This window comes from Peribacillus frigoritolerans, assembly GCF_004358755.1.
Taxonomy (GTDB): domain Bacteria; phylum Bacillota; class Bacilli; order Bacillales; family Bacillaceae; genus Bacillus_P.
The window spans coordinates 1,160,218-1,173,174 of the sequence record NZ_SMZY01000002.1 but is presented as its reverse complement, the minus strand read 5'-3'; the positions used below and the strand labels follow the sequence as shown (position 1 = coordinate 1,173,174).

General features: G+C 41.6%; 14 protein-coding genes. 8 read left to right on the top strand and 6 right to left on the bottom strand.

What is annotated here, in order from left to right:
* Positions 1–43 precede the first annotated feature (43 nt).
* On the top strand, positions 44–595 hold the full coding sequence (locus E2R53_RS13130) for a nitroreductase family protein (RefSeq protein WP_133312158.1): 552 nt from the start codon (positions 44–46) through the stop codon (positions 593–595).
* A 1,505-nt stretch (positions 596–2,100) separates the two neighbouring features.
* Here the strand turns inward: E2R53_RS13130 and E2R53_RS13125 are convergent.
* Positions 2,101–2,868: an alpha/beta hydrolase gene (locus tag E2R53_RS13125; RefSeq protein WP_133312157.1), complete on the bottom strand. Its 768-nt coding sequence runs from the start codon at positions 2,866–2,868 to the stop codon at positions 2,101–2,103.
* A 167-nt stretch (positions 2,869–3,035) separates the two neighbouring features.
* On the opposite strand from E2R53_RS13125, the gene E2R53_RS13120 reads away from it, so the two are divergent.
* The 3 genes from E2R53_RS13120 to E2R53_RS13110 all read left to right on the top strand — a co-directional run bounded on the left by E2R53_RS13120 (position 3,036) and on the right by E2R53_RS13110 (position 6,730).
* Positions 3,036–3,626 (top strand): NAD(P)H-dependent oxidoreductase, encoded by a 591-nt coding sequence (locus E2R53_RS13120; RefSeq protein WP_133312156.1) that lies wholly within the window; start codon positions 3,036–3,038, stop codon positions 3,624–3,626.
* 385 nt (positions 3,627–4,011) lie between these two features.
* Positions 4,012–5,934 (top strand): S8 family serine peptidase, encoded by a 1,923-nt coding sequence (locus tag E2R53_RS13115; protein ID WP_133312155.1) that lies wholly within the window; start codon positions 4,012–4,014, stop codon positions 5,932–5,934.
* Between the two features lie 394 nt (positions 5,935–6,328).
* Entirely contained in the window at positions 6,329–6,730 is a 402-nt protein-coding gene (locus E2R53_RS13110; protein ID WP_070877185.1) for a DoxX family protein, read from the top strand.
* A gap of 14 nt (positions 6,731–6,744) precedes the next feature.
* On the opposite strand, the gene E2R53_RS13105 is transcribed toward E2R53_RS13110, so the two are convergent.
* On the bottom strand, positions 6,745–7,581 hold the full coding sequence (locus E2R53_RS13105; RefSeq protein ID WP_133312154.1) for an EcsC family protein: 837 nt from the start codon (positions 7,579–7,581) through the stop codon (positions 6,745–6,747).
* Between the two features lie 147 nt (positions 7,582–7,728).
* Here E2R53_RS13105 and E2R53_RS13100 point away from each other — a divergent pair, with 147 nt between their 5' ends.
* The 3 genes from E2R53_RS13100 (at position 7,729) to E2R53_RS13090 (ending at position 9,777) form a co-directional block, all read left to right on the top strand.
* The gene (locus tag E2R53_RS13100) at positions 7,729–8,559 is read left to right on the top strand and encodes an aldo/keto reductase (RefSeq protein WP_133312153.1); all 831 of its coding nucleotides are present in this window, start codon (positions 7,729–7,731) and stop codon (positions 8,557–8,559) included.
* Between the two features lie 184 nt (positions 8,560–8,743).
* A complete protein-coding gene (locus E2R53_RS13095; protein WP_133312152.1) occupies positions 8,744–9,331 on the top strand; it encodes a class D sortase in 588 nt (195 codons plus the stop codon).
* A gap of 20 nt (positions 9,332–9,351) precedes the next feature.
* Positions 9,352–9,777: a GNAT family N-acetyltransferase gene (locus E2R53_RS13090; RefSeq protein ID WP_133312151.1), complete on the top strand. Its 426-nt coding sequence runs from the start codon at positions 9,352–9,354 to the stop codon at positions 9,775–9,777.
* Between the two features lie 175 nt (positions 9,778–9,952).
* On the opposite strand, the gene E2R53_RS13085 is transcribed toward E2R53_RS13090, so the two are convergent.
* The gene (locus tag E2R53_RS13085; RefSeq protein ID WP_286166177.1) at positions 9,953–10,840 is read right to left on the bottom strand and encodes an RluA family pseudouridine synthase; all 888 of its coding nucleotides are present in this window, start codon (positions 10,838–10,840) and stop codon (positions 9,953–9,955) included.
* Between the two features lie 179 nt (positions 10,841–11,019).
* Here E2R53_RS13085 and E2R53_RS13080 point away from each other — a divergent pair, with 179 nt between their 5' ends.
* Positions 11,020–11,421 carry a DUF5365 family protein gene (locus E2R53_RS13080; RefSeq protein ID WP_070877178.1) on the top strand — a complete coding sequence of 134 codons (402 nt, stop codon included), beginning with the start codon at positions 11,020–11,022 and terminating at the stop codon, positions 11,419–11,421.
* A 53-nt stretch (positions 11,422–11,474) separates the two neighbouring features.
* On the opposite strand, the gene E2R53_RS13075 is transcribed toward E2R53_RS13080, so the two are convergent.
* The 3 genes from E2R53_RS13075 to E2R53_RS13065 form a co-directional block, all read right to left on the bottom strand.
* On the bottom strand, positions 11,475–11,939 hold the full coding sequence (locus E2R53_RS13075) for a thioredoxin family protein (protein ID WP_133312149.1): 465 nt from the start codon (positions 11,937–11,939) through the stop codon (positions 11,475–11,477).
* Position 11,940: 1 nt separating this feature from the next.
* Positions 11,941–12,378, bottom strand: coding sequence for a disulfide oxidoreductase (locus E2R53_RS13070; protein WP_133312148.1), 438 nt, complete (start codon positions 12,376–12,378; stop codon positions 11,941–11,943).
* A 396-nt stretch (positions 12,379–12,774) separates the two neighbouring features.
* Entirely contained in the window at positions 12,775–12,927 is a 153-nt protein-coding gene (locus E2R53_RS13065; RefSeq protein ID WP_133312147.1) for a TetR/AcrR family transcriptional regulator, read from the bottom strand.
* Between the last annotated feature and the right edge of the window lie 30 nt (positions 12,928–12,957).

Sequence of the window (12,957 nt, the reverse complement as noted above, 5' to 3'; positions counted from 1 at the left end):
TTGTAGATGATAGTGAAAATCGTTATCAATTGGAGGGTGAAAGATGATTCAGCAACAATCCATTTCGGCTGTAATTCGGGAAAGAATTTCAATTAAATCAAATTACCTGCCTCTCGAGGTAAAGGAAGAAGATGTTGTCACCCTGCTTAATGACGCTGTCTGGGCGCCAAATCATGGGATTAGAGAGCCTTGGAGGTTCTTGTTTGTAAGCGAAGAGCGGAGGGAAGCTTTTATTCAGACTGTTCTTGCATGCTGTGAGGCAAAAACTCATGAAAAAGTGAGATTAAAGCTTGCAGATGTTCCTGCATTTTTAGTTGCCATTATGCCTGAAGATCCCCGCCAGAAAATTTGGGAAGAGGATTTTGCAGCAATAAGCACTCTTATTCAAAACTTGCAGCTGCTTGGCTGGGAAAAAGAACTGGGGATGGTCTGGAAGACGCCAAATTACATATATGATCCGAAATTCCGCCGGGCCATCGGAGTTCAAAACGGCGAAAAAATCGTCGGCATTCTGCAGCTTGGCTATTTTGATCCTGCTCAGCATGTGAAAGATAGAAAGCGGACCAATGCATTGGAAAAACTGACTTCATTTTAAGAGGAATTTCGTTGATTTTGGACAATAAAGAATGTCGATTATTGTTGTTATAAGCAGAATAATCATAGGAGTGCAGTTTCGCTAATAATTTATATGATTCCGCAAAAAAATCCCGAGTTTCGAAAATAATCTAATCAAGATTGCCTACAATAAAAACGCATGGATTCTATGTCCATGCGTTTTTATTGTAGGCAATGTTCTCATTGATTGTTGCTTTTTGTTGAGTGATTGGACGCACATCAAGTTTTCAGTCGTGCTCTTTTCCTCGAATTTTGAGATACAGCGCTATTTCAGATGGCGTAAGACTTCTTGTGCTGCAAACTCGGTTTTGTCGCACTTCCTTACTGCTGGAGAGCCTTCTTTGTGCTGCAAACTCGGTTTTGTCGCACTTCCTTACTGCTGGAGAGCCTTTTTAGTGCTGCAAACTCGGTTTTGTCGCACTTCCTTACTGCTGTAGAGCCTTCTTGGTGCTGCAAACTCGGTTTTGTCGCACTTCCATACTGGGGGAGAGCCTTCTTGGTGCTGCAAACTCGATTTTGTCGCACTTCCTTACTGCTGGAGAGCCTTCTTGGTGTTGCAAACTCGGTTTTGTCGCACTTCCATACTGCTGTAGAGCCTTCTTGGTGCTGCAAACTCGGTTTTGTCGCACTTCCTTACTGCTGTAGAGCCTTCTTGGTGCTGCAAACTCGGTTTTGTCGCACTTCCTTACTGCTGGAGAGCCTTCTTGGTGCTGCAAACTCGGTTTTGTCGCACTTCCTTACTGCTGAAGAGCCTTCTTGGTGCTGCAAACTCGGTTTTGTCGCACTTCCTTACTGCTGTAGAGCCTTCTTTGTGTTGCAAACTCAGTTTTAACGCACTACCTTACTGCTGGAGAGCCTTCTTGGTGCTGCAAACTCGGTTTTGGCACACTTCCTTACTGCTGTAGAGCCTTCTTGGTGCTGCAAACTCGATTTTGTCGCACTTCCTTACTGCTGGAGAGCCTTCTTGGTGCTGCAAACTCGGTTTTGTCGCACTTTCTTACTGCTGTAGAGCCTTCTTGGTGCTGCAAACTCGGTTTTGTCGCACTTCCTTACTGCTGGAGAGCCTTCTTGGTGCTGCAAACTCGGTTTTGTCGCACTTCCTTACTGCTGGAGAGCCTTCTTGGTGCTGCAAACTCGGTTTTGTCGCACTTCCATACTGGGGGAGAGCCTTCTTGGTACTCCAAACTCGGTTTTGTCGCACTTCCTTACTGCTGGAGAGCCTTCTTGGTGCTGCAAACTCGATTTTGGCGCACTTTCTTACTGCTGGAGAGCCTTCTTTGTGTTGCAAACTCGGTTTTAACGCACTTCCTTACTGCTGGAGAGCCTTCTTTGTGTTGCAAACTCAGTTTTAACGCACTTCCTTACTGCTGGAGAGCCTTCTTGGTGCTGCAAACTCGATTTTGTCGCACTTCCATATTGGGTAGGGCCTTCTGATTTTTAACGGACTAGCTCAAGCAAGAAAATTTACGAAAAAAGAGCCTGAAATTATGAGTACAAATACTTAAAAATCTCCGGTACTCTCTTTCTCCAGGCTGCTTCATTGTGTTCGGCATCTTCGATTACTTCATAGCGGCAATCGGCAATTTTATCTTTAAGAATGGCATACACATTGTCACTGGAATCAATGTAATCCTGATGATGAATGGATGCCGTTATTTCTTTTGTGCCAACATCCATATAAAACTTTTCAATTGCTGACAAATCACTGTCTTTTATCAGAGCTTCAATCTCATGCTGGTTAAACCAGTAAGCAGATGAAAGTGAAGCAACTTTCCTGAAGATATGCGGATATTTGCATGCTGCATATGTAGAAATTAAACCGCCCATTGAACAGCCTGCCATCGAAGTTTCACGAGGGAGTGTTCGATACTTGCTGTCGATCAGCGGTTTTAGTTCCTCCACGATGAAGCCGGTGTACGCTTCACCTTCCCCTCCAAGGTTAACGTCCTGTCCAGCCAGGTCCCTGGCAAGATCTTTGTTGATCCACGGACCATATTCGTTAAATCGATTGTATCCTGCATGATTGCAGTCAATGCCAACGACAATCAGCTCCAGGCCGCTCTGGTCAAGGTAATCCTTTATGCCCCAGCTGACACCAAAGCTTGCATCTCTGTCTTCAAATAAATTTTGTCCATCGTGCATATAGAGGACCGGATAAGCTTTAGAACTGTTTGCGTAGTTTTCAGGCAAATAGACGGTAATTTGTCTTTCACGTCCAAGTAATGTGATGATTACTTTGAATTTTTCGATCATGTTTATACACTCCTTTACTGACAATTAGTATCTATATTATAGTGAAAATTTCAGAATATAGCATAAAATAAATAACATATACGTTAACTTCTTAAAAAAACAATGAAAAATCATAATTTTTCCATTCTCCGCAAACAATAATAAAAAAGCGATTTTAGGAGAATGAAATGAATGTATTGATAATTTATGCTCATCCTAATCCTGAAAGCTTTAATGCAGCGATATGTGATGCAGTGGAAAAAGAATTTACAAGCAAAGAATTTCAGGTTAGAAAAAGGGATCTGTATCAAATGAAGTTTGATCCCATTCTGACAGAGGATGATTATACATCCTTTTATCAGGATAAAATTCCGGCTGATATTCAGGCGGAACAGAAAGAAATCATTTGGGCAGATATTCTGGTCTTTGTTTTTCCGACATGGTGGACAGGGATGCCGGCTATTTTAAAAGGGTATTTTGACAGAGTATTCACCAACGGTTTTGCTTTTCGATATGCTGATGAAGGTCCGGAAGGCTTGCTGAAAGAAAAACAGGCGCTGATTTTCCAGACTACGGGGCAGCCTGAAAAATCTCTTAAGCCTCCGCAATTGACTATGGCGATGCAGGCTGTGTTTGATATTGGCATCATGAATTTTTGCGGAATCGAAACGCTTGCCCATAAGTTTATTTATTCCGTGCAATATGTTGATGAAGAAACCAGGCAGATTATGCTGAATGAAGTAAGAGAAGTTGTTGAGATGATAGGGAAAACACAATGAAAAAAGATCTTCCTGCAGTCATGGGAAGATCTTTTTTATGTGAACGTAGTGAGCTTTCGGCTTGCACGTTGCACCTCGAAATCGCACCTCGCTCCCAAAGTTCGAGCGACAAACCAGCGCGATATCCTAACAAAAGCAACAATCTATGAGAAGACAGCCTCAGAAACTGAAAAGGTTATCTATCTTAAGACTCATGAGATATGCCTTCAACAGTGGCAGGAGTATGATTTTTATATGTGAGAAAACCTTTTCAACCTGCAGGGATCATTTAGATATTTAGAAGTCTTTTTCCCAATACAACAATCTATACCAGTGTGATAGATTAGTAGAGTATAGAAGAAAGTGAAAAATCTTCTAATTATAGAACCTTGAGGAGCTGGTAGTTTTGGGAAAAGGCGTTAAGTTGACCGCTTTTATGACGACACTTTGTTTAGCTGGAAGTGTTGTGTTTATGCCGGTTGTTCAGGCGGATGCTGCCCCGCAGCAGCTTCAGGAATTGAAACTGAAGGAAACAGGACAAGCATCATTCAGCGGACATAATCGGTCCGGAGGAAAAGCCATGTTCAAAATGGAGAGCTATGTCAGCAAGCTTCCAAAGAATGTGCTGAAGAAGCTTGAGCAGACAAGTTCGAAAAACACGCTTTATGTCGTTCAGTTAAGCGGTCCAGTAACGGAAGCAGACCGTTTATCCATTACAGGAGCAGGTGCTGAAATCATTGAGTATGTCCCTGATTATGCATTTGTGGTGAAGGCGGATCAAAAAGCCGTCCGTTCTTTAAAAAAGAGAAAGGGAATTTCGTCTGTAAAAGCATACCTGCCTTTATATAAATTAGATCCGGCTCTTTTTGAATCAGGATACAGCAAGCTCCTTAATGTTGAATTAAAACACGTCGATAAATCGAAGAAAAAAGCATTGAAAAAAAATCTTATAGAAATTATCGAATATGCTTCTCAGGAAGATACACTTTTTATAGCAAAAGAAAATACGTTCCAGCTTAACAACGATGTGGCTGCCGGCATCATGAAGGTAAATGCGGCGAGCAGCACATTTGGACTTTCAGGTGCAGGCCAGACAGTTGCGATTGCAGACACAGGCCTTGATACAGGCAGAAACGATGCTTCTATGCACGAGGCTTTTCAGGGCGGAAAGATCAAAGCTCTATTTGCATTAGGACGGACAAACAACTCAAGTGATCCTAACGGCCATGGAACACATGTCGCAGGTTCTGTGCTTGGAGACGCACAGTTCAAGGGGATGGCTCCTAAAGCCGGACTCGTTTTTCAGTCGATTATGGATGCAGGCGGTGGCCTTGGAGGATTGCCGAGTAATCTTAATACTCTTTTCTCACAAGCATACAGTGCAGGAGCGAGAGTCCATACGAATTCCTGGGGGGCGCCAGTTGCAGGTGCTTATACATCAGAATCAAAGCAAGTGGATGAGTATGTTTATAATAACGATGATATGACCGTGCTGTTTGCAGCAGGAAATGAAGGACCGAATGCCAAAACACTGAACACGCCTGGAACAGCTAAAAATGCGATTACTGTAGGGGCTTCTGAAAATAACCGCCCGTCTTTTGGAACATATGCGGATAATATTAAGCAAATCGCTGCTTTTTCATCAAGAGGACTTACTTCGGATGGGAGGGTGAAGCCTGATATCGTCGCACCTGGAACATTTATATTGTCGACCCGATCTTCATTGGCCTCAGATTCATCTTTCTGGGCGAATTATAACAGCAAATATGCTTATATGGGCGGAACGTCAATGGCGACTCCCCTTGTAGCGGGAAATGTTGCGCTATTGCGTGAACACTTTATAAAAAATAAAGGAATTACACCAAAGCCTTCCCTTATTAAAGCCGTTCTGATTGCAGGTGCACAGGACCTTGGGCTGGGCTATCCAAGCGGAAATCAGGGATGGGGCAGAGTAACTCTAGACAAATCAGTCAATGCCGCATTTACAAACGAATCAAAAGCACTGAGAACTAATGAAAAAGCCGCTTATACATTTCATGCTGCAAGCGGCAAACCGCTTAGAATTGCACTGGCCTGGACAGATTATCCAGGAAATCCATCCGCATCTGTTTCACTCGTCAATGATTTGGATCTTGTCATAAAATCACCAAGCGGAAAAACTTACACAGGAAACGATTTTACTTCTCCTTACAACAGTGAATGGGATGGCAGAAACAATGTAGAAACGGTTATTCTGCCGAATGCGGAAGCTGGGGCTTATACGATTGAAGTACAGGCTTACAATGTTCCGTCAGGCACTCAGGATTTCTCTTTTGCAGTAGTCCAATAGAACAGATAAAACGAGCCGCTTCATGCAGAAGCGGCTCGTTTTAATTTATGAGCTTCATTGGCGGCAAGTGGTAGCGCAGCACTGCTCAGTCATAACGGCTGCGCTTTTCTAATATTCAATGACAACCATGCTCCAATATTTCAGAGAAGGGAGAGAGAATGTTGTGTTGTTTCCCATTTGTTTGAACTGTATCTCTTCATTCATTAAATATTTTAGAGCAAAGTATTACAAAAATATGAGATTGACAGAAAGTGAAAAAGAGAATATAATTACTTTGAATTCAAGATATTTTAATTAAAAGTATTTTCTCGTCAGAGACTGCATATATATGAAAGAGTAAATTTTTTTAAGCATATATCTCGAATTAAAAATAATTGAAAGAAGGATGATGACAATGTTATTAGATTTAGGACTTTTACTTATTCGTTTAGTGATTGGACTTTCGTTCATGGCTCATGGAGCTCAAAAGCTGTTTGGTTCATTTGGAGGTCATGGAATTAAAGGCACAGGGGGATTCTTCGAATCGATTGGCATCAAGCCTGGAGTAGCAATGGCTGTCCTCGCAGGGCTGGCTGAGTTTGCCGGCGGAGCGTTTTTTGCCGCAGGCTTCCTTACTCCGCTTGCAGGAGCTGCATTAGCCGGCACAATGCTTGTAGCGATCGTGAAAGTTCATGCCCCGAACGGTTTCTGGGCTGCGCAAAACGGATATGAATTCAACCTGACTTTGCTTGCTGTAGCCATAGGCGTAGCTTTAACAGGTGCAGGCGCTTATTCACTTGATGCATTATTCTTTTAATCTAAAAAAGGAACTCATCGCTGAGTTCCTTTTTCTTCTATGATCATGACGGGATCAGACGCAAGCCTCTCAAGAATTCTTCTTTTCTGATATAACATAATCCCCGTTTCAGCAATATCCTTTACCATTGAACGATTTGTATACGCACCGAACAGCATGCCGGCAACGGGCACCATCTGCAGCAGTTTTTTCAGCCCGAAATGGTCGCGGTAGGTATAAACCACCTCACGCCATCCCTGCAGCTTTGACATCATTTCGGCAGGCTCCATGCTGCGGTTATAATAGCCTGACAATTCATTTAATATCGCTTGTTTGCCGACAATGTCTGCTGATGCAAACTGCAGGCACTTAACGATAAAAATCCGCTCATCCTTGTCTTCAGGATCATAACCATAAGCAATGGCAATCTCCTGCAGCGTTTTTAAGGAAAGTCCGAGCAGCACTGGGATGTCGACTGCCAGTGTGAAAATTCCTCCGAATCCGGTTGTCGCCCCCTGTACTGTAGCGACATTCCCGCGATTTGTCCTCAGATCGCTGCTTACAAGATTCATGACTTTTAAGGGCACATGTTTCATATCATCGATTGTACTTACTGTCTCACCTGGAACGAGGAGCTGGACTTTTTTAAAAATGCCGTTTTTCTGTGTTAAATATTTGCCGCCGCTTTGAATAAAGCTGCCGAGTTCATCAAGCAGAACACCGATTTTTTTTTGAATAAAAGCAGGTGTCAGCTTATCCAATAATTTAAAGGGAATCCGGCCGATTTTTTCCCAGAAGAATAATCCTTTTTGATCATCTTCCCATTTTTCAATCTCTTTTAATTGAATGAGGAGCTGCTCTTTCGTTTCCATTTCACAAACCGCACCCTTTCACATGACAATCTTCTTTCATTTTAGCAAAAGAACATGGAAATAGAAAAAATGAGGCATATATTTTGGATTTCGCAGAAGTTTATCAGATAATGTAGGTAATCTGATAAGCTGAAAGGGGAAACAATCATGGCGAAAAATCTTCAGGACACAACTGTGTTACATAATGGCGTTAAAATGCCCTGGTTCGGGCTTGGCGTATTTAAAGTAGAAGAAGGATCTGAGGTTGTCAATTCAGTGAAATGGGCAATTGAAGCAGGCTATAAAAGCATTGATACTGCAGCTGTCTATGGAAATGAAGAAGGCGTAGGACAAGGGATTAAAGAAAGCGGCGTTCCCCGTGAAGAGCTTTTCATCACAACCAAAGTGTGGAACGCAGATCAAGGATATGAATCAACATTAAAAGCTTTCGATGAAAGCATGAAAAAGCTTGGCTTGGAATACTTGGATTTATATCTCATTCACTGGCCGGTAGAAGGCAAGTATAAAGATACATGGAGAGCGCTTGAGACGCTTTACAAAGAAGGAAAAGTAAAAGCAATCGGCGTGAGCAATTTCCAAATTCACCATCTTGAAGACGTAATCAAGGATGCTGAGATTGTACCGATGGTTAATCAAGTGGAATACCACCCGCGTTTAACTCAAAAAGAACTTCAGGCTTTCTGCATTCAGCACAGCATTCAGCTTGAAGCTTGGTCACCGCTTATGCAGGGAAAACTTCTTGATGACGAAACATTAACAGCAATTGCTGAAAAGCATGGTAAATCTGTAGCTCAAGTCATCCTGCGCTGGGATCTTCAAAACGAAGTTGTAACGATTCCAAAGTCTGTAAAAGAACATCGCATCTATGATAATACGTCAATCTTCGACTTTGAATTATCTCAGGAAGAGATGGAGCAAATCGATGGATTAAACCGCGACGAGCGTGTAGGTCCGGATCCGGATAATTTTGATTTTTAATTGCGAGTAAGTCATAAAACAGGCTGTCCTCTAAGGATAGCCTGTTTTTTAAATTTGTCTGTTTTCTGGAAAATTCTTCTGTGCAATTTTGTGATATTTGGTATAATCAGAATGATAAATTGTGCGGATTACTTTAAAAAGGCTGATGGTTGTTTTGTAATAAAAAAGGAGAAGTGCCTGATCTATGAATGCATTCAAATTCTTTTCGCTTTTGTTAATAGCTGCTGGCCTTCTTTTTACAGGTTATGGTGTATGGCAGATTGTTCAAACCAATGTGAAAACAAACCAGTCATTGGCGGATGCACAGGCTGCGATCAGGTCTGCAGATGAGAAGAAAATGCCTTCTCCAACACCCGAGAAGAGGTATGAGCCTGAGATTGGGAATGCAGCAGGAATTCTTAAGATTGACCGCTTGGATGCAGAGCTTCCGATAGTAGAAGGAACCGACCCGGAGGATCTGGAAAAGGGAGTAGGGCACTACAAGGGAAGCTACTATCCGAATGAAAACGGCCAGATAGTCCTGTCAGGGCACAGAGATACTGTGTTCCGCAAAGCAGGAGACCTGGAAATTGGCGATTCATTAACCATACTCCTTCCCTATGGCGAATTTGAGTACAAAATAAAGTCGACTAAAATTGTCGATGCAGATGACATGAGTGTGATTACGCTGCAAAATGAAAAAGAAGAGCTGATTTTAACGACATGCTATCCTTTCAGTTTTGTCGGAAATGCGCCTGAGCGCTACATTATTTATGCTGAAAAAGTAAACTAGCAGCGGGAGGCGATTTTTTCATGATTGCCATTAGGGAGATTGCAGGGGAAGAAAATTTTAAAAAAGCTTATCCGGTTATGTCTCAATTGCGTACACAGCTCAGCGAGGAAGAGTACCTTAAGCTGCTCGAACCAATGAGGAAGCAGGGGTACCGATTAATCGGACTTTATGAAGATGAACAGGTTAAGGCATTAGCGGGTATTATTGAACTGACAAATTTCTATAACGATAAGCATATTTATGTGTATGATTTAGTGACAGATGAAGCAGCACGGTCACGTGGATTTGGAGAAAAACTGCTGCATTACGTGGAACAGCTTGCTGAGGCATCCGGCTGCGGCATGATTACGCTGAGCTCAGGAAATCAGCGAATTGATGCTCACCGTTTTTATGAAGAAAAGATGGGTTTTGACCGGGTTAGTCATGTGTTTAATAAGAAATTATAAAAGAATGCCCCGGATGATCCGGGGCATTTTCTTTATGTTAGGAGACATTTGGAAAAAAGATAGTAAAGTGTTCGATTCCGCAAGTACATCTTTTGTTTTGAAAAGTAATAGTTCTTTTCGGCAAGTAAATCTGGTGATTTGGAAATTATTTTCTCAAACCTCAGAAATTAGCCCATTAAAACTCCAGCTTCATCATTAATTTTTTCATATCGTCAGGGTAGTCCGCGGTTACAGTCACATTTTCATCTGTAAAAGGATGCATAACTGAAATTTCTGATGCATGCAGAGCTTGGCGGTCAATCAGGTTTTTGTTCCCGCCGTATAAGTCATCCCCGGAAATCGGATAGCCAATATGGCTTAAATGGACACGAATCTGATGGGTGCGGCCTGTGTCGAGCTGAACCCTGACAAGAGATACATCAAATCGGGTATTATAACCTTCCGTTTTAAAATGAGTTAATGCAGGCTGTCCGCCCGGTGATACTCTGCGGCGGACCGGATGGTGACGGTCTTTTCCGATCGGCTTGTCAATCTTTCCTTTTTTCTGCTTCATTTTCCCTTGTACGATGGCTGTATAAGTCCTTTTGATCAGCCTATCTTCAAGGAGGCGGTCCAGGATAGCATGTGATAAGGCATGTTTGGCAAATACAATCGCACCAGATGTATCGTGATCCAATCTGTGAATATGCCTTATTTTTCTGGAAAACCCCTGCATCTGAAAATGAAAGGCGATTCCATTAGCGAGCGTGCCCGTTTGACCGGGTTCATTCGGATGTGTATCCATTCCGGCAGGCTTATTGATAATGAGAAAATGTTCGTCCTCGAATAATAAATCAAGCTCCATGTATTCGGGAGTGATATCAAATTCCTCATCCTGAAATAAACGAATCATAACGGAGTCTTTTTCATTTAACGGCGATGTCCAGTTTGGCTCTGCATCATTCACTTTTACTTCGCGGTCCATCCGCCACTTATGAACGAGCGTCTTTGGCACCTTCATTTTTTCTCTCAGCATTTGCTGGAGGGAAATTCCTGCCCAATCTTTCTTTACCGGAAATTCCATCCATTCTCCCCTAATTTTCATTGTAATCCCCTATCTATCAGTAGTCCTCCAAGTATACTAAAGATGCTAATTGGATGTCCAAGCTAGAAACGGAAACACTTACCTCTCCTTCACGCAATAGAGCTATGTTATTCTAGCAGTAAGAGAAAAGCCCGAACGCAGTAAAGAGGTGAAATAATTTGAGAATCGTTTTTGCATCAACCGAAGAGCAGGAGCAGTACATTGAAGAACTGATTGAAAATATGTATGAAGAAGTATTCCCGCAGTACTTTTCAGATGAAACCATTGATCAGCTGGATGAGCTTTCAGTATTAAAGCCTCAAACAGAAGAAATGCAGTATAATGGCACACTAAAAGAAGCCTTTCAGATCATGTCCAGTCTTCAAGCGCTGACGGCATTGCTCAATCATTTGGATCAGCAATCAGAAGAGGAACACAGGGACCTTTATGACCGGAATATCAATATCTTAAAACAGTACGGCTATCAATTTCCCCTTACATTTGATCATTTTCTTTCTTCAAAAGAGAAGGCTGAAGAAGTCAGCAAGTACGGAAAACCGGCAAATAAGTGGATTGTATAAAAAAGGGTACACGGCCGTGTACCCTTTTTTACTGATATTCCTATCGTTTAATCTTATTTCCATTTACTCAGCAAATCTTTAAAATAAGCTCCATCATTATACCCTTCTACACGTTCAACTTCTTCTCCATCCTGATAGCGCACAAGTGTTGGCGTAGCTTCGATTCCGTATTGCTGCCATCCGTCTTCAAATTCAAGCAGGTTGAATTGACCGATTTCTACTCCAGTTTCTTCTGCAGCAGGCATTAATTCAGGAGTTGTTTTTTTGCAGTGTTCACAAGTTGGGCTGAAGTAGTAAACGACAAAATCCTCTTTTTTATTCATCTTTTCATCTACTTCTTCAGGAAGGATGATGTTCTGATAATTTGGATCATCAAGCTGGTCAACGGTAGCAGGATTCAGCTTGTCCTTGCCGTATGGATTGCCTTCCGCCTTTTCTGTTTGCTGATAGTTTGTTACAAATGCCAGACCGCCAAACAATACGATAAATATACCTGCAAATATTAAAAGCTTTTTCATATTAACGACCTACTTTCATTTTTCTGTAAATATTCAAGCTTGCTGCAAAAATAACGGTAAAGCCGATCAGTGCGAGAAATGGAATCGTAATAAATCCCAACCAGTTGATGTATTCTCCTGTGCAGGGAACAATGCCGCAGGATGCCGAATTTTCGCCTACAAAGTCAATCTTTTGAACGGCATAATGATAAATGGAAATCGTGCCGCCGATTCCTGACAAAATCATTGAATAAAACGCAATTTGGTAATCTTTTTTATAGATCGCAATTCCAAGAATGACTACTAGCGGATACATTAAGATCCGCTGATACCAGCAGAGCTCACACGGAATGAATTTCATGATTTCTGAGAAATATAAGCTCCCAAGCATCGAGATGAATGAAGCCGCCCATGCAATAAATAATTGATTCTCTATGTACTTTTTGAGTTTCTCTGACACACTATCGCCTCTCCATTCATGAGTTTACACTACATATTATAGTCCTCGTTCAGAGACTTGTAAAATCAAACATTCAGACAGCATAAAATCGAAAAAAGAAACCCAACATTTGCAGCTCAGACCATGTTTATTTTCCTGTTACACCATAAAAAAATAAATGCAGAAATTCTTTCGTCATTTTATTCCGGTCTTTATGGTTGTCCAAAATAAATTCCGGATGTTTATATACCTCTGAAGCAAACATATTAAAGTAAAACATGATCGTTTCAAATGAAAGATCATCTCTGATGTGCCCTTCTTTTTTCCCGCTTTCAATGAAGCTTTTGAAAAGAGGAATGGATTGATTACCTGAAAAAATCGTTTAATGACTTGTATCGCTAACGAATCCTTGCTGCCTTAATAATTATAGATGGTTACCTGGGAAACATTCGCAGCAGCTGCGATTTCCTGTATGTTAACTTTATTTATTCCATATTGTGAAAAAAGCTGAAAAGCCGCTTTTTGAATTTGCTCCATTTTAATCTGCTTTCTTCTTTCAAAACCGTTCATTCAGAACACCTCTTCCTTATCTTAATGAAA

Coding starts and splice junctions, on each gene's coding strand:
- E2R53_RS13130 (WP_133312158.1), top strand. CDS start 44: ATGATTCAGCAACAATCCATTTCGGCTGTAATTCGGGAAAGAATTTCA.
- E2R53_RS13125 (WP_133312157.1), bottom strand. CDS start 2,868: ATGATCGAAAAATTCAAAGTAATCATCACATTACTTGGACGTGAAAGA.
- E2R53_RS13120 (WP_133312156.1), top strand. CDS start 3,036: ATGAATGTATTGATAATTTATGCTCATCCTAATCCTGAAAGCTTTAAT.
- E2R53_RS13110 (WP_070877185.1), top strand. CDS start 6,329: ATGTTATTAGATTTAGGACTTTTACTTATTCGTTTAGTGATTGGACTT.
- E2R53_RS13105 (WP_133312154.1), bottom strand. CDS start 7,581: ATGGAAACGAAAGAGCAGCTCCTCATTCAATTAAAAGAGATTGAAAAA.
- E2R53_RS13100 (WP_133312153.1), top strand. CDS start 7,729: ATGGCGAAAAATCTTCAGGACACAACTGTGTTACATAATGGCGTTAAA.
- E2R53_RS13095 (WP_133312152.1), top strand. CDS start 8,744: ATGAATGCATTCAAATTCTTTTCGCTTTTGTTAATAGCTGCTGGCCTT.
- E2R53_RS13090 (WP_133312151.1), top strand. CDS start 9,352: ATGATTGCCATTAGGGAGATTGCAGGGGAAGAAAATTTTAAAAAAGCT.
- E2R53_RS13085 (WP_286166177.1), bottom strand. CDS start 10,840: ATGGAATTTCCGGTAAAGAAAGATTGGGCAGGAATTTCCCTCCAGCAA.
- E2R53_RS13075 (WP_133312149.1), bottom strand. CDS start 11,939: ATGAAAAAGCTTTTAATATTTGCAGGTATATTTATCGTATTGTTTGGC.
- E2R53_RS13065 (WP_133312147.1), bottom strand. CDS start 12,927: ATGAACGGTTTTGAAAGAAGAAAGCAGATTAAAATGGAGCAAATTCAA.